This window comes from Kutzneria kofuensis (assembly GCF_014203355.1).
In the GTDB taxonomy this organism is placed as follows: Bacteria; Actinomycetota; Actinomycetes; order Mycobacteriales; family Pseudonocardiaceae; genus Kutzneria; species Kutzneria kofuensis.
Genome location: NZ_JACHIR010000001.1, coordinates 1,945,311 through 1,968,329, shown reverse-complemented (window position 1 = coordinate 1,968,329; position 23,019 = coordinate 1,945,311). Strand labels below are relative to the sequence as shown.

15 protein-coding genes are annotated in these 23,019 nt (G+C 66.7%); 11 read left to right on the top strand and 4 right to left on the bottom strand.

The window, feature by feature from the left end; translation table 11 throughout:
• The first annotated feature begins 172 nt into the window (after nt 1-172).
• From BJ998_RS08900 to BJ998_RS08860, 9 genes are all read left to right on the top strand, one after another.
• Nucleotides 173-1,285 carry a hypothetical protein gene (locus tag BJ998_RS08900; protein ID WP_184860179.1) on the top strand — a complete coding sequence of 371 codons (1,113 nt, stop codon included), beginning with the start codon at nt 173-175 and terminating at the stop codon, nt 1,283-1,285.
• Nucleotides 1,278-1,709 (top strand): hypothetical protein, encoded by a 432-nt coding sequence (locus BJ998_RS08895; RefSeq protein ID WP_184860177.1) that lies wholly within the window; start codon nt 1,278-1,280, stop codon nt 1,707-1,709. The genes BJ998_RS08900 and BJ998_RS08895 overlap by 8 nt, the downstream gene beginning before the upstream one ends.
• Nucleotides 1,710-1,796: 87 nt before the next feature.
• The gene (locus BJ998_RS08890; RefSeq protein ID WP_184860175.1) at nt 1,797-2,579 is read left to right on the top strand and encodes an ESX secretion-associated protein EspG; all 783 of its coding nucleotides are present in this window, start codon (nt 1,797-1,799) and stop codon (nt 2,577-2,579) included.
• A gap of 105 nt (nt 2,580-2,684) precedes the next feature.
• Nucleotides 2,685-3,095, top strand: coding sequence for a hypothetical protein (locus BJ998_RS08885; protein WP_184860173.1), 411 nt, complete (start codon nt 2,685-2,687; stop codon nt 3,093-3,095).
• A gap of 20 nt (nt 3,096-3,115) precedes the next feature.
• Nucleotides 3,116-3,706 carry a DUF3558 domain-containing protein gene (locus BJ998_RS08880; RefSeq protein ID WP_184860171.1) on the top strand — a complete coding sequence of 197 codons (591 nt, stop codon included), beginning with the start codon at nt 3,116-3,118 and terminating at the stop codon, nt 3,704-3,706.
• Between the two features lie 24 nt (nt 3,707-3,730).
• Nucleotides 3,731-4,960 (top strand): PPE domain-containing protein, encoded by a 1,230-nt coding sequence (locus BJ998_RS08875; protein ID WP_184860169.1) that lies wholly within the window; start codon nt 3,731-3,733, stop codon nt 4,958-4,960.
• A gap of 35 nt (nt 4,961-4,995) precedes the next feature.
• Nucleotides 4,996-5,388 carry a hypothetical protein gene (locus BJ998_RS08870; RefSeq protein WP_184860167.1) on the top strand — a complete coding sequence of 131 codons (393 nt, stop codon included), beginning with the start codon at nt 4,996-4,998 and terminating at the stop codon, nt 5,386-5,388.
• 37 nt (nt 5,389-5,425) lie between these two features.
• Nucleotides 5,426-9,250 (top strand): DUF6531 domain-containing protein, encoded by a 3,825-nt coding sequence (locus BJ998_RS08865; RefSeq protein ID WP_184860165.1) that lies wholly within the window; start codon nt 5,426-5,428, stop codon nt 9,248-9,250.
• The gene (locus BJ998_RS08860) at nt 9,247-9,624 is read left to right on the top strand and encodes a hypothetical protein (protein ID WP_184860163.1); all 378 of its coding nucleotides are present in this window, start codon (nt 9,247-9,249) and stop codon (nt 9,622-9,624) included. Before BJ998_RS08865 ends, BJ998_RS08860 begins: the two co-directional genes overlap by 4 nt.
• A 218-nt stretch (nt 9,625-9,842) precedes the next feature.
• Here BJ998_RS08860 and BJ998_RS08855 read toward each other — a convergent pair whose 3' ends face one another.
• Nucleotides 9,843-11,972, bottom strand: coding sequence for a DEAD/DEAH box helicase (locus BJ998_RS08855; protein ID WP_184860161.1), 2,130 nt, complete (start codon nt 11,970-11,972; stop codon nt 9,843-9,845).
• Complete coding sequence (gene brxD, locus BJ998_RS08850) at nt 11,969-13,294, bottom strand: BREX system ATP-binding protein BrxD (RefSeq protein ID WP_184860159.1); 1,326 nt, start codon at nt 13,292-13,294, stop codon at nt 11,969-11,971. Before brxD ends, BJ998_RS08855 begins: the two co-directional genes overlap by 4 nt.
• Nucleotides 13,295-13,423: 129 nt before the next feature.
• Here brxD and BJ998_RS08845 point away from each other — a divergent pair, with 129 nt between their 5' ends.
• Both BJ998_RS08845 and BJ998_RS08840 read left to right on the top strand, forming a co-directional pair.
• Nucleotides 13,424-15,232 carry a DUF262 domain-containing protein gene (locus BJ998_RS08845; protein WP_184860157.1) on the top strand — a complete coding sequence of 603 codons (1,809 nt, stop codon included), beginning with the start codon at nt 13,424-13,426 and terminating at the stop codon, nt 15,230-15,232.
• A 2-nt stretch (nt 15,233-15,234) separates the two neighbouring features.
• Complete coding sequence (locus tag BJ998_RS08840; protein ID WP_184860155.1) at nt 15,235-16,266, top strand: CBS domain-containing protein; 1,032 nt, start codon at nt 15,235-15,237, stop codon at nt 16,264-16,266.
• On the opposite strand, the gene pglZ is transcribed toward BJ998_RS08840, so the two are convergent.
• Nucleotides 16,259-19,090 carry a BREX-2 system phosphatase PglZ gene (gene pglZ, locus BJ998_RS08835; RefSeq protein ID WP_184860153.1) on the bottom strand — a complete coding sequence of 944 codons (2,832 nt, stop codon included), beginning with the start codon at nt 19,088-19,090 and terminating at the stop codon, nt 16,259-16,261. The two genes, BJ998_RS08840 and pglZ, sit on opposite strands and share 8 nt — an antisense overlap.
• Complete coding sequence (gene pglY / locus BJ998_RS08830) at nt 19,090-23,016, bottom strand: BREX-2 system ATPase PglY (protein ID WP_184860151.1); 3,927 nt, start codon at nt 23,014-23,016, stop codon at nt 19,090-19,092. Before pglY ends, pglZ begins: the two co-directional genes overlap by 1 nt.
• Between the last annotated feature and the right edge of the window lie 3 nt (nt 23,017-23,019).

Below are 23,019 nucleotides of genomic sequence, written 5' to 3'. Positions count from 1 at the left end.
ACTCCGCCTCGGCGACAGCGCCGACGGCGCGCCTCACGAAACCAGCACCCCCAATCCTCCGCAGGGTCGTCCCTGGCCGAGGCCCTGCTCGGCGTCGTCCCCCCAGCTCCTGACCACGGCCGCACTCGTGCCACCAATCCGACACCGTGACACCACCGGGAGTTCTTTCCTCGTGCCTCGCCCCAGCCTGCACACACGCATCGCCCAGCTCCGCCGCGCCTACACCGGGGAGTCCGACTCCGCGCTGCTGCCCGCCGCCCGCGCCGCGGTGGAGGCAACCCTCCCGCGACGCGAGGAGGTCCTGCACATCCTCGACAGCGACTTCGGGTCGCGTCTGCTCGGCGCTTCCGGTCCCGTCGCCCACCCGGAGATCCGCGCCGCCGTGCTGCCCGACGCCACCGCCGAGTATCAGCGCGAGGTGGAAACCGCCGTGCTGCTGGCGCTGGGCCGCGTCCACGCCTACCACTGCCCCGACTCCGGCACCGGGCAGCGGGCAGGGTGCGCCATGGTGCGGCCCGCCCTCGATCAGCTCGCGCTGTCCCTATCGCCGCAGGCGTTGGCCGCGATGCTCGTTGAACTCCTGCCCCGCGAGGCCGGCGGGCCGCTGGCAGGGGTGGCGAGGGTGCGGTTGCGGCTGCTGCGCCGGCACGTCGAGCTGTATCTGGCCGACGCGGGCCCGGAGGTCGCCGTGTCGGTGTCGAACACCTCCTACCGGCAGTGCGCGGCAGCGTTGGCGTTCGTCACCGCCATCACCGGACATTCGGTGCAGCCCCACGAGGAACCACGCCCGTTGTCCGAGCGTGAACAGCATGCGATCACGCTGGGCCGGACGCCGGTGCCGGTCGCGCTGGCGAGTGCGGTGCTGCGACGGTTCGGGCTGTTCCGCCGCGCCGACTGGGTCGGGATCGAGCCGGTCGGTGCGACGTGTTTGCGGATCGACTGGGCCGGCGGCCACGCGCCGGCCTACGTCGCGGCGATGCTGGCCCACCCGATCGCCGGCCTGCCCTGCGACCGGTTCAGCGCCAGCACCAGCCCGGACGGCACGATCATCCTCATCTGTGCCGGTCTGGGCGGAGTCGTCTCGCTGCGCCAGCACGCGGTGCCCCCTGCGCACCCGAGCACGAGCGCGGCCTGGACGGCGTTCCACGAGGTACTCAACGCACCGAACCCCACCCACCCAACAAACGCCACCAACCCAGCGGACCAGTCCGGTTCGCCCGCCCCATCAAGCGGCGTGCCCGGCCCGTCCCAGACGACCGGCGCGGGAAGGGATACCGATGACTGAGCCCACGTTTGCGCGGCGCGTGCCCGGCAGCACGGGCACTGGGGCACCGTCGGTCACCACCATCGTCGTGCCCGCCGCGCGGACCAAGGTGATCATCGCACTGGACGGGCACGCAGAGTTCACGATCAACCTGATCGAAACGGACCTCGCGCAGCTGCTGACCGCGTTGCGGGAGGGTGAGATTTCTTACGTATCCAGCACGCACACGGTGTATGGGCGGGTGCTGCTCAATGCTCGGCCGGCCGATGTCAGTCCTCGCACGTCGGCGTCGGGCCGGACACAGCCTGGACCGCGCGAGTTGTCGCTCACGCTGCCCGAGCAGGGAACCGTCCAAGTCATGTTCGACACCGAGCAGACGTCGGAGCTTGTTCGCCAGCTCGACGCGGCGCGGACGCTGCTCGCTCGGGTTCAGCCACACGATTGATTACCGTCGTCCGCCCGATCTGCCTCCTGTGCGTCACCGGTCCGCTACTCTCGGCGGGCTACGTGCTGGAGGAGAGACGGGGGTCTCGTGGCGGTTGTCGAGCTGGACTATGCCGAGTTGGGGGTCGCCTGGCAGCGGTCGCGACTACCGGCGTTGCCGGTGATCTTCACCTGGCGCAACCACGCGACGGTGCCCGCTGATCCGCAACGGGCCCTGGACGAGGCCGAAGACCGGCTCCGCGCCCGCGGGATGGTCGACCGCCGCGGCGGCCTGGACGATGACCTCTATGGCGCGCTCGCCCTGTTCGCCCACGCCCCGTTCGAGATGGATATTCGTTTCGCGCCAGGTGTGGGGCGGGAGATCCGGGCCAGCGTCGCCGCCCGCGGCGGCTATGCGGTGCGCGCGGTCCTCGATGACGACACGGTCCGGGTGCAGACCGTGCCCGATTACCAGGTCACCGCCGCGCTCATCGGCGTGCTCCCGGACCTGCCGCCGGCGGCGGGTGCCGTGGTGAGCCTGCCGACCGTCGAGTTGGACGCCGCCGTGAAGGATGTCGCCGAGCGCGGTGACGATTCGGATGCGGCGTTCACCGCCGCGCTGCAGGCTCGGGGTGTGCGCTCGGACGACGCGCGGAACCTGGTCGCGCTGTTGGGTGGTGACCGTACGGGGTTCGGCAAGATCGGCGTGTCGGTTCGCGACTCGTGGGGCCGTCGGCACCGGGCGCCCACGGTGGTGCAGGTGATTGATACCTATCGGGGTCGGTCCGCGCTGTACCCGCGGGCCGCGTACACCGTGGCCTCGCCAGCCGACTTCGGCCTGTTGGTGCGGGTCGCGGATGAGCTGCTGGCGGGAACCCGGCGACGGCTGTGACCGTCCCATCGGGTGCGAATCGTGCCGGGGCGTGTGCAGCGCGTGGCACGATGATCGGTTGGGTGAGGCAGTGTCGAGTCGACGGTCCTGGGGAGGATGTTGGGGATGCCTGAGAACTTCCAGAGAGTTAATGGGGCCGCGGCGGTCGGCGCCGAGATGGCCACGCTGACTACCTGGGTCAACGACGGCAAGGGCGGCTTCACGCAGGGCAAGCTCAAGGTCGCCCCGGACCAGCTGCCCACTGTCAAGGCGGTCTGGGTACAGACGAAAGAAAAGTTCACCAAGATGCTGATGGACGCCCAGGGTCTCCAGCATATTGGCTATCCGGCAGAGGACTCGGTCAGCAAGAAGGCTGTCGACAACATCCGTCGAATGGCTGGCGACGATGAGGGGTGTCTCGGGAAGACGCTCAACGATTGCATCGCCCGTTGCGATGAGCTCATTCATCAGACAGAGCAGACGATGCAGATCTACAACATTGCGGACACCAGCGCCGAAATCAAGTTCAAGCTGTAGCGACGAGACTGGGAACTATTGTGAAATTTGTCCTGGGCAGGGCTGGCTTGTTTGTTGCCGCCGGGCTGGCCGTAAGCTTGGCAGCAGCGTGCTCTCAGCAGGATCCCGGCTCGCCGTCGCCGGCCCCCACGACCAGCTCGGCCACATCGTCGACCAGCGGCGCACCGAAGGTGGCCAGCCCGAAGAACCTCAAGGGCATCGATCCCTGCCAACTCCTGACTGCCCAACAGCTTCAGATGCTCGGCGCCACACCTCGATCCCAGCCGACCCGAGACAAGTCGGTATGGGGTGAAGCGACCTGCATGTGGGAGAACGACAACGTGACGGTTGGCCTTTCCCCGCAAACCACCCTCACCAAGGGGATCGAGCAGGCATATCTGAGCAAGGACAACTACAGCTTCTTCCAACCAACCACGGTTGACGGCTACCCGGCGGTGCTGGTCGATAAACAGAAGCTGTCGTGCGGCATGTTCGTGGGTGTTTCCGACACCCAGGAACTGTCGCTTACGGTGGTGGTCACCGGGAAGGACAACCCGGACTACGGCAACCCGTGTGCTTTTCCACCGAAGGTTGCCGGTGCCGCGCTGAAAAACATCCCAGCTGGACAGTAGGGACTTCAGGGAGAGGGGACGGGGATGTGGCCGTTTGATCGGGAAGTCCCGGGTGATGCGCACGCGGCGTTCGACCACAAGACGATCTATGCGCAGTTGCAGAACGGGAACGGCCCGAGCGGTCTGTCCGACGCGGTGTCAGCCTGGCAGTCGCGGATCGGGAGCCAGTTCGATGAAGCCCACCAGCTGATCACGTCCGGGCTGACGAAGGCCAGTGCCGTGTGGGAGGGCGCCGCCGCCGACGCCATGCAGGGCGATGTGGCGCCGATGGCGCGGTTCGTACTCGACGCCAAGGACGTCTCCCACTCGGTCGGTCAGTCTACCCAGAGCCAGGCCGACCACTTCGCCGACGTGAAGCACAAGATGCCGCCCCCGGTGGAGGTCACCGCGACCGACAGTTGGCTTTCCCGGGGATGGGCGCACCTGACCGGTGGGCAGACCGACGCCGAGGCCCAGGAACAGCAGGCCCTGCAGGCTTCGGACCAGGCCGCGGCTGTCTACTCGGACTATCGCAACAACACGTCCACCGCCAGCACGGCGATGTCGTCGTACCCGACGGTGCCGCAGAGCAACGGCATCGACGCCGCCCCACCGCAGCAGACTGGCACGCCGGTGCCCTACCAGGGCGGCGACTACCAGTCGGGGCCCTACAGCGGCCCCTACTCGCGGCACGTCGGCACGCCGCCGGGCTCGGCCGTCCACCCGCCGTCCGGTCCGCCTGGTGGACAGCAGCCGCCGGTCGGTGGGCCTCCGATTGACGTGCAACCACCGACGGAGATTCAGCACTACCCGCCGGTGACGGTCAATCCGCCCCACTTGCCGCCCTTTCCAGGACCGCCCCCGGGACAGCCGCCGGTCGGTGCGCCGCCGGAGCCGATCCCGTTCCCCGGCCCGCCCGGCAGCAGTGGCGGGGATGGCGTCGGCGGCGGTGGTCGCGGTGGCGCGTCGTCCGGGTTCGGCGGACGCACCGGTGCCAGTACGGGGAGCGGCGGCAACGCGCTCGGGCGCGGCGGCAGTGCGGGTGCCGGTGCGCTGGAGGAAGGCGGGCCGGGCGCTCGCTCGGCGACCGGTGCGGCCGGGAAACCGGGCGTCAACAGTGGCCAGGGCATGCCGGGCGCTGCCGGTCGCGGCAAGAACAAGGGCGAAGAGGACCAGGAACACCTGAACAAGTTCATGGAGCCCACCGACGAGCACTGGGGCACAGGGGAGAAGACCGTGCCGCCGGTGATCGGCGACCCGGGCTACCAGCCTTGACCGGAAAACGGTGTAGCCATGGTGGAGGTGCAACGATGAGCGAGCCTGACGACCTGGACCTGCCCGAGGACGCGCGGGCTGAACTGGATGCGCTGCCGCCCGCCCAACGCCGCGAATGGATCACCTACCTCCGCGACCGGCAGAAGGTATGGGCGCAGCTCCAGGCCCGAACTCGTTGCGCGGTCGACATCCTCAACCAGGCCAACGACACCCTGTTGTCCCAGCTGAGCCTGCAGCCTGATGAAGCGTCTCGGCAGGCGTTGCTGGACCAGGCGACGGCCACCGCGTTCATGGGTGAGGCGCTGTTGTCGGCGGTTCGCGGTGACGCCGAGGCATATGCGCTGCACCGTGAGGCATGGGATCGGTACGCCGCCACGACAGCGAACTATCGGATCGCCGCCCGCGACGAACCTGACCCGATGGCGTAGGACGTTGGCGCGACAAGCGCGGTGACGGGGAGTCTTCATGAGCAAGGTCAGTGTTCATCCCGACCACCTGCGCAGCTCGGGTGGGACGCTCAGCGAGTTCGGCGGCAAACTCGCCGAGGGCGGGCAGAAGCTGGAGACCGCCGGCCAGAGCCTGGTCTCGCACGCCAGCGGCGACCGTTCCGGCATCGGGGCGGTCGTGGCCAAGCTGTTCGGCAGGGGCGTGCAGATCACCGGCAAGGTGTTCAGCGAGGGCGGCCGGGTCGTTGAGGGCGCCGGCAAGCGCCTACACACCACCGCGAACCTCTATGAGGAAGCCGACCACAACGGCGCCGGACTGCTGAAGAAGCTGCTGCATCCCGGTGCCAAGGGCGACATCGACCCGCATGGCGGCGGGGCACGACAGTCGACCCGGGTCGGCGCGGGTGGAGGTCGGCGTGGCGGGCGCACCGCGCGGGCTCATGTCGGCGACAACCCTCGTGCCCACGCCGTCCAGGACAGTGGGCGGACCAAGACCAAAGACCCGGTCGACCTCGCGACCGGCGAGGTGCTGCTGACGCAAACCGACCTGGAGCTACCCGGGATCCTGCCGCTGGTGTTGTCGCGCACCCATCTGTCGTCCTACCGTGTCGGCCGCTGCTTCGGCTCGACCTGGGCGTCCACGCTGGATCAACGTCTGGAGATCGACGAACAGGGAGCGGTGTTCATTGCCGCGGACGGGGTTCTACTCGTCTATCCCTCGCCACCCGCGGACGGTTCGGCCACGTGGGCCTTGGAAGGACCCCGCTGGCCGTTGCACCGCACCGGTGGGGGATACGTGATCACGCAGCCGGAGTCAGGGCAGAGTCTGCACTTCACGGATGCAGGTGTGTTGGTGGCGGTCACCGACAGGGCCGGGAACCGCATCGACATCTCGCATGACACGAATGGGGCACCTGCGCAGATCACGCATTCCGGCGGCTACCGCCTCACCGTCGACACCCTCGATGGTGTCATCACCGCATTCCATATGGCCGACGCCACCATCGCACGGTTCGGCTACGACGACCAGCACCACCTCGTCGAGGTGGTCAACGCATCCGGGCTGCCGCTACGGTTCGCCTACGACACCGACGGCCGGCTCACCGAGTGGGTGGACCGCAACGGCATGTCGTACCGCTATCACTACGACAACGCGGGCCGCTGCACCGCCACTGAGGGCGCGGGAGGGCAACTCAACGCCCACTTGGAATTCGACCGCGAGAACCTGATCACGACAGCCACGGATTCTCTCGGGCACGTCACGCGTTACCACCTCAACGACGCTCAGCAGGTCGTCATGACCGCGGATCCGCTTGGCGGGCAAACAATCTCCGAGTGGGACCGCTACGACCGGCTCCTGTCCCGCACCGACCCGCTGGGGCACACGACCCGCTACGAGTATTCCGATGCCGGGGATCTGGTTCGGGTGACCCGCCCCGACGGCACGCAGACCGTCGCTGAGTACAACGACATGCACCTGCCGCTCACCTTCGTGGATGCGGACGGCGCGGTATGGCGGCGCGAGTACGACACCGTAGGAAACCTCGTGGCTGTCACCGACCCGGCCGGCGCGGTGACCCACTACGGCTACGACGACCAGCACCGACTGGTCTCCATGACCGATCCGCTCGGTGCGACCACCCACATCGAGTGCAACTCCGCCGGGCTCCCCGTGTCCGTCACGGACCCAATTGGCGCCACCATCCGATACGAACACAACGACTTCGGTCAGGTCACCGCAATCATCGACCCAGCAGGCGCGATCATCAGGCTCGACTGGAGCACTGATGGCAACCTCCTCACCCGTACCCATCCCGACGGTGCAACCGAACGATGGGACTACGACGGTGAAGGCAACGAGATCGCCTACACCGATGCGCTCGGGCAGGTCACCCGCACCGAGTACGCCGGCTTCGACCTGCCGGTCGCCGAAACGGATCCGACCGGTGCGCGCATCGAGTTCAGCTACGACACCGAGCTACGGCTGATCTCACTGACCAATCCGGCCGGGCTGGTGTGGCGCTACGAGTACGACCCAGCCGGCAACCTGGTCACCGAGACCGACTTCAACGGCCGCACCCTGACCTACCGGCACGACGCTGCCGGCCGACTTATCGCTCGCATCAACGCCCTGGGCCAGATCACTGTCTACACCCACGACCCGCTTGGCCGAGTGCTGCAACGGCAGGCAGTCGACGGTATCGCTTCGTTCAGCTATGACTCGGCCGGCCGGCTGGTCCGCGCCACCACACCAGACTCCGACCTGGTCCTCGCCCGCGATTCGTGTGGTCGAGTGACGTCCGAAACCTGCAACGGCTTGTCCGTGACCACCAGCTTTGACTCGCTGGGGCGACGGGTTAGGCGCGTCACGCCGTCCGGCGCTGTCTCAGACTGGAGTTATGACGCTGCCGGTCAACCGCTCGCGCTGGGGTGGCACGGCCACGAGCTGGAGTTCGGCTACGACCGTGCCGGTCGGGAGGTGAGCAGACGATTCGGGACAGTCAGCCTCATCCAAACCTGGGATGCCAGTAGCCGCCTGCACACCCAAGCCCTGACCGTCCCTGACCTGACACGCCGACAGCAGCGGCTACTGCAACGACGCGCCTACACCTACCGGTCTGATGGGGCGATCACCAATGTTGTCGATCAACTCGCTGGGGTTCGGTCCTTCACGTTGGATCCGCTAGGTCGCGCCACCGCGGTCACCACGCCCGATCACACCGAGCAGTACGGCTATGACCTGAGCGGCAACATCGCCGACCCCACCCGCAGCCACACCGGAACCCTGACGCGCATCGCAGGCGCCTCCCGCGCCGAGTACGACGCCCAAGGCCGCGTGACCGCTCGCCACACCCGCACACTGTCCGGCCAGGTCCATACCTGGCGCTACATGTGGAACAGCGAAGACCGGCTCATCGCCGCGACCACGCCCGACGGCACCGAGTGGCGCTATCTCTACGACGCGATCGGCCGCCGTGTCGCCAAGCGGCGACTCGCCTCGGATGGCAGCATCGCAGAGCAGACGGTGTTCGCCTGGGACGGCTTGACTCTTGCCGAGCAGTCCCACAGCAGTGGCCACATCACCACGTGGGACTACCAACCCGGCACGTTCACGCCGGTCACCCAGTCCGACCGCGTCGGACCGCGCGACGCACCGCAGGAGTGGATCGACCAGCGCTTCTACGCGATTGTCACCGACACGATCGGCACGCCCACCGAACTCGTCGACGCCAACGGCGACCTTGCCTGGCGGCAGGTCACCACGCTGTGGGGCGCTCCGCTGTCGGCTATCGGCCAGCGCGGTTACTGTCCACTCAGGTTTCCCGGCCAGTACTACGACCCCGAGACCGGCCTGCACTACAACCATTTCCGCTACTACAACCCTGACGACGGCACCTACGCGACCTCCGACCCGCTCGGTCTAGACGGCGGACCGAATCCACACGGCTATGTGCCCAACCCCACCGGTTGGTTGGACCCGCTGGGCCTTGCCCCGTGCCGGGTGAAGCAACTGAAGCGTGACCTGGGCCGCGCGGGAATGAGCGTGCGCAAGTACGATCTGGTTCACGTCCCCGAAATCCTGGATGAGTACGGCCGTCCCATCTACGGTCGTTCTCGTGCCGACGGTGCCGGCAATCCCGTCCTCGGCCCACGGGGCCGCCCGTTGATCGAGATCACCGACCTCGGCCTCGCGTCTCGGAACGAGGCGGTTGCGACGGTGTTCCACGAGGCGTATCACATCGAGTCGTTCAAGCGGCATGGACACGGGGGCACGGAGGATGCCGCCGAGGCGTACGGGCAGAAGATGTTGGCCAAGTTCCTACGAAGGACCCGAGGACGATGACCCCGCGCTGGAGCCCATTCACACCGGAACAACTGGACCAACTGGTCGCGAACCGCGTGCCGCTCACAAGTCAGGAGCAGCGGCGATGCCCGGCCTGCGGTCACCAGGCGGTCCGTAGGTACTACTACGAGCAGTACAGCTCTGGTCGAGGTCACTTGATCGGCATGTCGTACAGCTGGTGCGCGCACTGCCACCGTTACACGTCCTCGACTGGCATCCCACTGTCTTCGGACTATGACTTCGACGAGCCCGTCGACGTCAACGGTGAACTGGCACGTTTGCGCCGCACGGATCTCCTTGGGCTGCTGGACCACCTGGACAGGCTGTGGGAATCCGGTGACCTACCGCAAAAGTTCACCCCGAAGACGCCGTGAGCCGATGGTCGCGATCGAGGCTCAGGACGGGGGAGATCCTAACTGGATTCGGCCGACGTTGACACTCCGCGATGCCGTCGCGCTAGCGGCCAGTTGTGCGCAGCACCCGAAGCCCGAGGCTACTCGCTCGCGGGCTGCACCCCGGAGATCAGATCCGTGTATCCGGGCCTTCTGACGATGGGGTGCAACGACGGCAGGAACCGAAACTCCGCTCGCTGTCATCGCTGCCCCATGCGTAGCCGAACAGGCTCGGCCAGCACGGCGGATGCTCCATTGTAATCTGCGAGTCTGGCCGCGACCGTGGCCACCGCGAGTCTCTCCGGCAGCGCCGCGGAGAACTTGAGTCCCCGCACTGCGCGCCGGTCCACATCTGGCAGGACGAGCGCTTCCTTGGCGGTCGAATAGGCCACCCGCCACATGTCAGACGTCAGATCACCGCGCAGTCTCACCCAGCAATCCGTTGGCCGTTGCACTGGATCGGCGACCGAGTCCAAGGTCGCGGCGAGCGTTACGTTTGCACGGTAACCGGCCCAAGTCCACCACCGTACGTCATCCCCTGCTCGAACCAGCAGCGATCCCGCGGGATGCACAATGCCAGGCGCCTCGTCCTCCCGCCATCGTTGAAGACACGCACTTGCGCGTCGGGTGAGTGACACAGGAGGGTTGGCCCCAAGGAGGACTTCGCGCATGGCTCGCGTCAGCTCGTACGACAGCCCCGCGATTCCGCCGCTTGTCCACTTGGCGACGCCTCCGCTGTCCGCAGGTTCGACGAAGGCGCGTTTGCGTGTCCAGTCGATGAAGGTCACTTGCCAACTGCGTCCGCCCAGCAGCAACCGCCGTGGCCCAGATCGCTGTTCGGTAAGAACCGACGGATCGGTGCGGCCGATCTCAGAACGTCCAGACAGGACAGTGAACTGCGGGGGTGCGGTGAAGGACGCGGTCAGGTCGATGAAGTGCCGATGCCCAAAACGCTTCTCCGCTTCGGGGCCGATGAACAGGAGCCCGCCGTCATCGTTGAGAAACCCTTCGCTCACAAGGTGTCGTAGGATTGGTTCTGCCGAGCGGTCGAAGGGAGCCAGTTCGTTCCACCCTTCGCGCCACAGGTAGTTACCCAGCTTATGTTCCTGCAACGCAAGCGCGAGAATTTGCTGGGCGACAAGGTGCCGTGGTTCCGGCGGCGCGCTCACCGTCTCGACCCAGCCCCGTCCCCAGAGCAAGAGCAGCCCAGCGGCCTGCAACATCGTTTCCTCGCGGGTTGTCACGAACAGGCAGTTACGGACACTGCCGTCGCGCCGTCCAGTGCGGCCGATGCGCTGCAGAAAAGATGCGACCGTACCCGGGGAGTCGATCTGGATCACTCGATCCAGATCGCCGACGTCGATGCCGAGTTCGAGCGTTGAGGTCGAAATGATCACGCAGTCGCGCGATTCGGCGAACGCCTGCTCCGAGCGTGCCCGTTCATCGGCTGACAGCGAGGCGTGCGAGAGGTAGACAGCGACCCCTCGGGCTCGTAGAGCAGCGCCGAGTTGCTCCACTTGCTGTCGGGAGTCGCAGAAGACGAGGCGCTTCTCGCCACGATGCAGTGAGGCGATCAGCTTGGCAGCGTTGTCGAGCGACGCCACGTAGTCGAGTTCGACCTCCCCCGCTGGAGGCGTGGTCGCCGTACGTCCGGGTGACACAACGCGCCCGATCCTTCTGCCGGCACCGGATCCCTGTAGCCAGGTCAGTAGCTGCTCGGGGTTGCCCACCGTAGCCGACAGTCCAATCCGCTGAATGGGATTGCCGGCGACACGGTGAAGGCGTTCCAACACAGCGAGCAGATGCCAGCCCCGGTCGTCACCGGCGAACGCATGGACCTCGTCTACGACCACGGCTCGCACACGGCTGAGCAACTGGGCATGGTCCGTCTTCAGCCCGATGAGCATCGACTCAAGCGACTCCGGGGTGGTGAGCAGGATGTCCGGCGGATCCAAGCGGATGCGCTGGCGCTGCGACTCCCTAGTGTCCCCATGCCACAGCGCAGCGCGTCGGCCCAGCCACTGGGCGTACGAGTCAACGCGGGCGACAAGATTGTTCAGCAGTGCCTTGAGGGGGCAGAGGTAGAGCACGGACACGCCCTGCCACCGTTGCTGCGTCATTGCAGACAGCAGAGGGAAGCAGGCCGCTTCGGTTTTGCCGCCAGCGGTCGGTGCGAGCAGGAGTGCGTCCTCACCTGCGATTACCGGATCGATCGCTGCCTTCTGGAACGGGCGTAGATCGGACCACCCCAATGTGTTGACGATGTGGTGCAGAAGGACAGGATCGAGGCGCTCCGACGGATCACCCGGTGTGGTCGGTCCCTCGGTCATTTCACATCCAGGTCGATGTCGTCGGCGGACGTGGCTGGAGCAGCCGCGAAGTTGCGTTCTGTGTCCGTGAGTTCGTTGCCTGACACCGTGAGCCGGTAGTGCTTGCGAGGATCGAAATCGTCGAACTGGTCGATGCGATCCAGGACATCGCCGACAAGCTTCTTCAGGAACAGCCGGGGCGCGATCCCCACTTTGCCACCCAGCGCGCCGCTGACCGCGCGTGCCAAGTCGGCCACGTACTCGTCATCTGCGAGCTTCCTGATCCGGTCTGGGCTGTCGGCTCCCGTCGTGTACAGGTCGCGGATGGTGCCCCCCAGGGCCGTCAATGAGTCCAAAGTGAACCCGGGCAGGCGCAGTTGCACCGCCCGGGGATTGTCGAAACGGGGATCAGTGGTGAAGTCCGTTGCCAGTCGCTGCGCGAGCGGAGTCAATCGCTGGACGCCCTGTGTGCCGTCGAAAAAGGCAGGTGTCCCGGTGATCACCAGATACAGACCGGGAAACCGCCCTGAGTGCACCTCGTCGATGAGCTGTCGGAGAGCGTTCAGCGCCTTGTCCCGGGCGTCGGAGCGCACGCGTTGCAACGTCTCCACTTCGTCGAGCACCACGAACAGGCCCGCGTGTCCGGAGTCACGCAGCACGGTGAGTAGCCCCTGCAGGAAGCCGAGAGCACCGAAGTGGTCGAGGTCACCGCGCACCCCCGCGGCCCGGCGAGCCGCGGCGGCCACGTGCGGCTGCCCGCCCAGCCAGCTCAGAATGGCCGAGGCTGTTGGTTCATCCCCGGCGGACAGTGCTGCCCGGTACCCGCGCAGTGCGGTGGCGAAGGACGGGGCATGCCGGGAGACCTCGGCAAGTCTGCGCGTCAGCAGCAGTTCGACGGCTGCTGGCAGTTCCTCCTCCTGCGTCCCACTGGCGAGAGCGTCTTCCTCCAATGCGTAGAACCACGAGTCGACAACGGGGCGTAGCGCGCTGGGCGGAAAGCTCGTGGTGGTTAGGCGTTCGGTGAGGCGGCGGTAAACAGTTTCCAGTTTGTGCAGTGGCGTCTCGGTTTCGGAGATCTGGATCTCGGCGACGGCGAAATTCCGCCGCCGCGCCCGCTCGCCCAGCCAGCGGCTGAAGAAGGTCTTGCCGGAACCGTACTCGCCCCGGATGGCCTTGAAGACTGCCGCTCCGGAAACGACCGAGTCCAGTTCGGCGTCGAGTGCCGCCTCGAATCGCCCGAGCCCGGTCGCCAGAAGGTCCAGACCAGATGCCGGCACAGCGCCGCGCCGGAGGGCGTCGATGACCTCGCGCCGACGTGCCGCGCTGACCTGTCGTCCACTCACCGTGCCAGTGTCTCACTCGTCTCGCGCACTGGCGCTGATTCCACGACATCCCTTGACGTGTCACCGCACGATTGATCAAATGGAGGGCTGTATATCTGCTGGATACGCCGTAGGGCGGGGGAGCGCGCAGTGGGCCTTGACAGTCCCAGGCTGAAGGATGTACTCGACGACATCGAGAAGGGGGTCTTGCAGCTTCCGGACTTCCAGCGCGACTGGAAGTGGGACGACCAGCGGATTCGAGAGCTGATCGCGACGGTGACCCTCGACTATCCGTTGGGTGTCGTGATGACGCTGTCGACCGGTGGTCGAACCCCTTTTCGAGCGCGGCCTCTCACCGGCGCCGAGGCGAGGCGGTCCGTCATTCCCGATCTGTTGTTGTTGGACGGACAGCAGCGCCTGACCTCGCTCTTCCAGGCCCTCTACCTGGACCGTCCGGTCCGGACGGTCGACGCTCGGGGCAACGAGCTTGAACGTTGGTACTACGTCGACATCGTCAAGGCGGTTGGGTCACCGTCGGACCGGGACGAGGCGATCGTGTCCGTGCCGGAAAGGCCGGAAGGCAAGATGCTGAAGTCGGACTTCGCGCGCAAGGTCGTGCTGGACCTCAGTAGCACGGAACTGGAGTGCGAAGCCGCGCACTTCCCGTTGCATCTGGTCTTCGACGATGACCGGGTGAATGCTTGGCAGCGGGCGTTCGTGCAGGTGGACGAGGCGAACTGGGACCTGTGGTCGAAGTTCCAACGGCACGTGCTGAACCATGTGAAGTCGTTCCAGATCCCGATGATCAAGCTCGACGCGTCCACACCCAACGACGCCGTGTGCTCGGTGTTCGAGCGGGTGAACACCGGCGGTGTCCCGCTGAACGTCTTCGAGTTGCTGACCGCCACCTACGCCGGAGACCGCGACTACGAGCGCGAGCACGGGGACTACTACCGCCTGCCGGACGTCTGGCAGGACATCAAGAAGAGGCTGGCCACCTCGTATCCGGTTTTCGGCCGTATCGAAAGTGGTATCGAGGACGGACTGAGCAGCAGCGACTTCCTGCAATCCATTGCACTCGTGCTCACGTGGGAGCGTAAGCAGGAACGTGCCACCGCGGCGGTCTCCTGCAAGCGGCGTGATCTGCTGGACCTGCCGCTGGCGGAGTTTCGGCGTCTCGCGCCCCGACTGGCGGATGCCTTCGAATGGGTTGGCGAATTCCTCAATCAGCAGTGCATCGTCCGTGCCCCGGACCTGCCTTATCGCACGCAGCTCGTGCCACTGGCCGCCGTGCGAGCCATTCTCGGCGATCGGACCGACGAGCCCGAGCTGACAGACAAGATCACCCGCTGGTACTGGTGCGGGGTGCTCGGTGAGATGTACGGCGGATCCACGGAGAGCCGCTTCACCCGTGACGTGGAACAGCTCATCGGGTGGGCCAGGAATGAGGGAGAGGCGCCGGACACCGTCACCGAGGCAGTCTTCCTTGCCGACCGCCTGGACAGCCTCACCACCCGAAACAGCGCCGCCTACAAGGGAATCTACGCGTTGCTGGTCAAGCAGGGGGCGGTGGACTGGTACTTCAACGAGGCGCCGCTCAACTCGGGCACGCTGCTCCAGCACTCCGTCGACATCAGGCAGATCTTCCCCAAGGGCTGGTTCACCCGACAGCGGGGCAACGATCGGCGGGCCAACTCGATCGTCAACAAGACCCCGTTGTCCTACCGTGCCGCTACGAGCATGAACGGGGCGCCCGCTTCATACCTGGCTGTGCTCGCGCAGGAGTCGGGCATGCGTCCCGAGTGGTTCGACGACGTCGTCGCCACTCACCTGGTTGACCCGATCACCTTGCGGGAAAACGACTTCGAGAGCTTCTACGCCGACCGCTCCAGGCAACTGCTGGACCTGGTCCACAAGGCGATGGGCAAGCGTACCGTCTTCCGTGACCTGGCGGGCTGACGATGACCGACAACAACCTGTCGCTGCGGCAACAACTTCTCGAACGCAGAGGCGCGAGCATGGCGCTGTCAGAGCTTTTGGCGCTGTTCGATGTGCGAGTTCGCACCTACCAGACGGTGTCCTTGATCAGGGACACTTTGCAGGAGATCGGGCTTGCCACCGTTCCGTCCTTCGCGACCTGCGGTCTCAAGGCCAACCTGCTGATCGTCGGCGAAGAAGAGGGGGTTGCGGAGGCGGTCGATGAAGCTGGGGATGGCGAACTCGCGCCGGGTGCGTTGCCTCAGCAGTCGTTCAAGATCGGTGACATACCCGCGGCCAGCGCGGGTCTGATCTCCGTCACCTCCAGCGATCCGCTGACCAGGGCCACCTACCTCATGCGGGCCAACAACTATTCCCAGGTTCCCGTCATCGACGGTCAGTCGGATCTGCGGGGTGTGGTCACATGGAGTTCGGTCGCAGCCCGGTATGAAACGGGTCTGGCGCCCACCCTCGCCAACGCGATGGTGACGGATTCACTCCCGGTCGCCGAGGTGCACCAGGAACTCTTCGCGCAGTTGCCGCTGGTGGCCGAGCATGGCTACGTGCTGGTCCGCAGCAACAGTGGGGTTGTCTGCGGAATTGTGACAGCGGCAGATATTGCGGATCGTTTTCATGAAACCGCGTTGCCTTTCTTTCTTGTTGGTGAGATCGAGTTTCGGCTGCGGAAGTGTCTGGGCGAGCTGCCTCCCGAGCGTATTAAAGCGGTTCAGCCTAACCGGCCAGAAACGCAGACGGGTAACATCGCTGACTTGATGTTCGGTGACTACGTCAAACTTCTTGACGCACACCAACAGGACCGGAGGTTGCGGGAGAATGCCGACGGTAACTGGCAGGCGCTCGGCTGGTCCGGTGTGGACCGGACCCAGTTCGTCCACCACCTGAAGGAGGTGAAGTCGACCCGCAACATGATCGCGCACTTCGACAGCAAGCGGTTGACGCCGGAGCGGATCACCGAGCTGCGGCAGTTCTCCGGGCTGCTCAGGCAGCTCATGTGAGCTCGAACTGGTCCTTGACCAGCCCGGTGTTCAGCCGCAGGGTGCGTCCGTCGGGCAGGGTTTGCAGCGCCTGGACCCCGTCGAAGTTGAGCAGCTGGCGCAGTACAGCCGAGAAGCCGTCCGCGCGGGTGAGAGGCAGGCCGATTCGCTGGGCGAGGGCGGTCACCGGCAGGGTGCCGCCCGCCTCCAGCAGGGCTCGGACAGCCTTTTCCACCTTCACCAGGTCAGGCTTGCGGGCCAGCGACTGCACCTGGGCATGAAACAGGTCCGAGGCGAGCAGCGCGGTGACCAGCGCGTCGTCGGGAGTGATTGGCTGCGGGCTGAGCAGTGCGTCCTCGTCGCGAGGCACAAGCGCCACGTCGAACAGCGCGGCCCGATCGGAGTCCTCCTTGCGCTTCTTGGCGGGTCGCTTCGGCGGCGCGGGGGGAATCGCCGGCTGCTTCGCCTCGTCAACAACGGGTGACCACCACGATGGCTGCTGACTGCCCAGCTCCCGCCAACCCTTCGGAGGCTCCGCACCGAACGGCAGGAACGCCAGCACCGGGATGACGACCTCGGCAGGCGAAGCACCGCCGTGATAGCCAGCCTGCGCAGCCGTGTAGCGGGAGTCCGAATCCCACAGCGCGACGATCGCGTTCCCGGTTTCGGCCGACACGACCCGAGGTCCGGACAAAGCAATCTCGGCATCGCCGAGCGGACCGCCAGGGGTGCGGTGCCGGGCCGACAGCGGCTCGCCAAGCGCCTCGACGCGAGACCCGTGCCGGTCAATGACATGCCCGTGATCGCTAGTCAGCAACACGGCCCGACCCTGTTCCGCGGCAAGGCGCAACAGCTCGCGCAAGCCGCCGATGTCGCCGAGCCGCCAGGCTCCGTCACCGAGCTTGAGCTCCTTGGCCAGTCGGTCGTCGACGGTGTTGAGGACGACTGCCACATTCGTTCGCTCGTTCGTCATGGCGTCGTGCAGTTCCGGCCCGAAGACGTCTCCACCGCTTTCCGCGCGCAGGGCGTCCTTGTGGAAGAGCGCGACGACCTGGTCACCCCAGAAGGAGTGGCCGCCGAAGGCAGCCCGCTCGTCGCGCTGGGAGCCTGCGGTCAGTTTCCCAGTGAACAGGGAGGTACGCGAGACTGCGGTGACGGTGGGCAGCGCCGCCATCATGCCCCTGCGGCGTGGGGCGTCCTTCGCTCCGGGCAGGGGATCGAACTCGGCCCAGTCCTGACGCAGTTGCTCGCCAAGCTCGGCCGCGATCGCCGCACTCATGCCGTCCAGCACGACCAACAGCACCCGGCGCTCTCCGGCCTTGACAACCGGCCCGACCACCTTGGCAAGGAACGACTCGACGGTGAGCATCGAACCAGCGTCACCACGGGAGGAGGTCCAGGCCGCCAACTGGTGCGCGAAACGCTTGTCGGCTTCTCGGCGCCGAGAGCGCACCACCGCGCACAGCCGGTCGTAGGCGGCTTTCAGCTCAGATCGCGGATCACCGCCTGCCTCAACATGCTCCAGCGCCAGGTCCACCCAGCTGGTGTCGGCGATATGCCGGTCAACGCTGGCGGCGACTGTCTCAGGCTCGTTTGCTGGCTCCTTCGTCAGCCATCGCGCCAAGCGCTGGGCCATCCTCGCGCGTTCGACACGGATGCTCGCGTCCTGGCCAGATGCCAGGTTGTGCCGCTCCAGCTTTCGCATCGCCTCGGCGACACGTCCAGCGTCGCCATCCAGAAGCGCTCCTCCGACAGCCGAGAACGCGGCCTCGAGTCCGGCCGGGAGCACCGGGCTCATGCTGGCCGCCCGTTCGGCTCCGAACTGCTGGGTCAGCGAGGCCGCCCGATCCAACACGATCGCGGACAGCCGGCGGGCCGCAGCCCCGTCCGCGTCCGCGGACTGCGCGATCAGCAGCAGCCCGGTGACGAACTCCTCGCTCGCCCGCCCGAAAGCCCCGGCGAGCGCGTCGAGCGCCGCACCGTGGGCGGGAGGCTTCTCGCCGAACCAGCGCTCGGCCCGGCCTCGTGCCTGGTAGTCCTCGGCACCGGCGGACTCATCCGCATGCACCCACAGCGCCGCACACACCAGCCCGAACGCGACCGCGTCCGCTCCGTGTCCGGCTGAGACCAGGGCAAACAGCGCTTGACCGGCAGGTCCGGCCTGGTCTTCCTCCGCCAAGAACCGGGCCAGCCCGGCGCGTTCGGGCGCGCGCAGCGCCAGGAACCGGTCCGGGCCAGCGGGGGACAGCGACCAGTGCAGCAACGTGTTCGCGTCCAGTTCAACACTGGTCGTTGTGGACTGCGGTCGGTCAGGAGCGTACGGTCCGGCACCAAGTCGACGCAGCGCCAGCGAGGCCAGCGCGTGGCGGCGGGTCAGCGGCCCGCCCGCCAGCCGGGGCCAGCCGCTTGGCGGGGCAGCGTCCAGCAGAGCTTCGGCCGCCCAGTTCTCGGCGAACAACCGTTCATCCGTGTGCTGCGCGCCGAATGCCTCGCGCACCACGTCCCAGGTGTTGACGGCGTTGACGCGCTGCCTGTACGCCTGGGCGAGCACGTCCGCGCCGAGTTCGTTCTCCTCCCTGTCGGTCAGCACAACCAGCACCTCGGGCCCGTCCGTGCTGACCAGATGCCGCAACACCAGCTCGTACACCGCCAGCGGGGAAGCGGCAGGGACGACGCGGGCCCGCTGTTCACCCCAGCTGAGCTCTGGCGCCTCCTCCCAGACCGGGGCCGCCCGCAGCAGGACGACCCGGCGCTTGTCCTCGGACAGTCTGCGCTCCGATGCCAGGTACTGGGTCACGATGGCGGTGTTCAACCGCATCGCACCGGTGCCGACCAACGCGTTCATCAGTCCTCCACCACGCGCCAGCTGATCTCGATCGTGGCGTTCGGTTCGGTTGCCGCCAGCTCGTTCAACTCGGCATGGAGTTCAGCGACCGCTTGGGCAGCCGTGGTGCGCCCGCCACCGGAGCGGCGTGTGCTTCGCCGGCCGGCCGGCTTGGCAGGCGCGTCAGGTACCGGCGGGTGGCTGCTCTCCGTCGTCAAATCCACTGAGCCAGGGTCGGGCTTGGGCTTCGGTGGTGTCGGAACAGGGGGATGAACTGCGGCCCGGCTGCGCTCCATCACGGACACAATTGCCTTCCGAGCCGCGTCGAGTGCGTCAGGCAGGCTCGCGGTGCGCTGGTCGACCCTGGCCACGCCACGCAGTGTGTCCAGCACAGCTTCGCCCTCCGGCCCGTATCCGGAGGCCAGGCGCAGCATGTCCCAGGCTGCGCCCGCCAACGCGGCCGCGACCTTCTGCGCCTGCACGATGGACACCCCATAACGGGCGGCTGGCGCACTGCCCAGATCGAAGGTCGCCAGAGCCGTCACCGTCTGCTTGGCCGCCGCGTTGCTGTTCGCCGCGCCCTTGTCGGTGGCCAAAAGCGCGTCCAGCAGTGCCAACGAGCGCCGGGCCAGTGCCAGCCGACCGGAGTCATCGACGTCGTCCAGGGCGAGCAGCCCAGCGTGCTTCTCCAGTTCGCGCACGAGATCGGTGGCATGCGGCTGATAGTTGCGGGCCTGCCCAAGAATCTGCCGGGCGAACTGGCTCACGATCCGACCGCGTCGCAGCGTCGGCGCCTTCTCGCCGAAGATCTCCTCGTAACGCTGCTGTGCCTGCTCCCACACGGACTCGTCAGGCAGAGGCTGGGTCCGCAGCGCGTCCCAGGACTTGATCTGAGCCAGCTCGGGTGGCGGGTCGAGCAGTGCCCCGGAGCGAACCCACACCCGGTCGTCCATCTCCGCGTAGGAGGCGATCACCAGGTTGGCGACGTGGGGCTCCAGCCCCATCCGCTCCGGCTTGTCGAGCCATTCGGTGAGCTGTGTTACGGACAGATCACCAGTCGCACCCGCGTCCTTGGCCTGCCGCAGGAAGTGGTCCCGCCAGTGCAGGGACAGCTCGAAGTAGGCTTCCTTCTGCGTGCCCAGACGGAGCGGAGCGGCGATGTTGCGCATCAGCACCCGCTCCTTGGCCGGCACCTCCACTCGACGGTCGCTGGCCTCGGTGGCGGCCCGCACGCAGGTGAAGACGGCCCGCACGTCAGCCGGGCGTACCGCGACACCGGTACGGTCCGGATCGAGGTCGGGGTGGGCGGGGAACTGACTTGCCAGCACCTTGTCGGCGACATGCCTCGCCGCCTCACGCAGCGGCTGCCCAACGGGCGGCTTCAGGGCAGGAACGTCCCGCAGCGACACGAAGTGTTCCTCGTGGCCGATCTCCACATCGGTGGGCTTCTTCTCCGCCAGTCCGTACGCCTGCTTGAGCACCGCCTTGATCGTCCTGGTCAGCGACTCAAGCTGGCCCTCCAACAACGCTTTGGCGCGGGCTCGGTTGTCCGCGTTGAGGTGGGAGGCGTACTGCGTCTCGAAGCGCCGCGGATCGGCCAAGGCGTAGCTGATGACGACCAGCCGCTGGAAGTCCTGGTACCGGGCCGCCGACAGATGCGCCGGGATCCACGCCACGGTGCGCGGTCGCTCGCCGTGCAGGCCCCGCAACTCCAGCATCCTGTTGGCATCCTCGATGGATCCGAACTCACCATCGTGGTAGGGCAGGCTGATCACCAGCCGCCACAGCGACTTGTCGGTGGGCTCAAGGTCATGGTCGCCGAGATCGTCCCGGTCCGCGATCTTGCCGACCACCACCTCCAACACCCGGTTCGAGCCACGCCACACCAGCGTCAGCTCGCCCGACCCGAGCTTGTCCTCATTGAGTTGGAAGCCGATCTCCTCGGCCAGCAGCCGCTTGAGCAGTGCCTTCCGGTTGCCCGGGTTGTTGTTGACGTTGGCGTTGGCGATGACGGAGTCCACGTCCACGCCGGCGAGTTCGAGGCGTACACCCGGGTTGGCCTGGGTGCCGGTTTCCTTGATCTCCGGGAAGCGGGACGCCCACTCGCCGACTTTCGACTTGATCGCCCCCACCTCGGCCCCGGGGATCGGGGACACGACCGAGCCGTGGTTGAGCGCGCCGAGCCGGCGGATCGTCAGATCCCGCAGAGCGGGCACGCTGGGCGCCAGCGCGGACAGCAGCAGGGTGCAGATCAGCCGGTTGTCGCCGACGAAGCTGAAGCAGCGCTGCCTGAGCTGGGCACTCTCAATGGTCTCCGGCCGATGCAGGTAGCGTTCGATGTCCTCTTCGGTGACGTCGTACATGCCGAGCAAATACGGCCGCAGCTTGGTCCGGTACAGCTTGTCGGCTGCCTTGAACTCCGCCTTCAGCTTGTCCACGAACGGCTCGTCGCCACCGTCCGCGATCACCTCGTACAGGTCGCCGAGCGGGATCAACTGTTCCAGACGCGCGTCGTCACGGTGATTGGCGAGCAGTTGCCCCATCAGCTTGAGACCGGTGCGGGAGCGCTGCAAGGCCGAGGAGATGTGGACCAGGGTGTCCATGAAGGCAGGGGAGAAGGGATAGGTCAGCCGGAACGACTCCTCGTCGGCTCCGGTCGTGCCCTCCTCCGAGCCGAGCAGCACATCCCAGACGGCCGGGCCACCGGACCGCTTGGCCTTGGCGAACGCGGCGTCCAGCTTGGCCTTCGCCTCGTCGTCCTTGGGGCGAAGAAGACGAGCGTTGGCGATCTGCGGCAGGTTGCGGTCCTCCAGCGTGATCTTGTCGAAGCGGCCGGAGGCGAGGTTGAGGCTGTCCTGGATGGCGGTCTCGGCCGCGCCGGACAGTTCCTCGCCGACCAGATCGCGCAGGTCCCGCTGCCGGGCGATGAACGACACGATGGGAATGGCCCGCCGGGAGTCCGCGCCCTCCACGAAGTTCGTGATCTTGTCCGCCTCGCGGGAGACGAACTTCTGGTCGTGGATTCGGTTGGCCAGCCACAGGATCAGCTCGTCCATGAACAGGATCAGCCCGTCATAGCCGAGCGACTTCGCGTGTGCCGCGATGACGGACAGGCCGGCGTCCAGTGAGATGAAGCCGTATTCGTCCTCGGCCGCGTTCTTGGCGAACCCTGGGAACCAGCTCATCGCGTCGTGGACGAGCTTGGCCCGCAGCTCGGCCGCCGTGGTGGGGTTGACCAGATCGGGCTTGGGCGGTTCCTCTTCGCTGTCATCATCGTAGGCGCCGCCGTCGTACTGTTCGGCGGCCATGGCCCGGTCAAGAAGTTCGGGGGTCCACGCGAACCGATCGCCCCAGTCGTCCTCCTCATCGGATCCCGATGCGTCCGGCCGGTCCAGGCCCTCGATGAACTTCTCGTCGCCGATGCGCTCCCGTAGCCGTCGGATGTCGGCGAACAAGGTGTCCGTCCGATACACCTGCGGGGTCGGTGCATCGGGATGCAGTGCGCTGACGTGCGACACGTATCCGCCGAGGACGCGTTGCTCCAGCGACTTGGCGCCCAGCATGTGATAGGGCACCAACAGGAACTTCTTCCCGTTGTCGAGCCACTGGTGCTTGTTCAGCACCGAATCGAACTCGGTCCTGGCGAGGGCCGCTTGGTCACCGCGGAGCAGGGCGTGCAGCACCGCCATGAAGTGCGACTTACCGGAACCGAAGGAACCATGCAGGTAGGCGGCCTTGGATGTCTGACCGTCCAGCGCGGACCTGATCAGTCCGAGGGCTTCGTCGAAGTTGTCCAGCAGCCGCTCGGTGATCACGTAGTCCTTGAGCGCCTTGGCACTGCCCTCCTCGGTCACCGCCTCGGCGAGCTTCAGGACGTAGTCGGAGGTGGAGATCGACGGCTTGATGTCGATGACGTCGCGGAGCAGCGGCGGCGGTGTGGGTGGCATGGT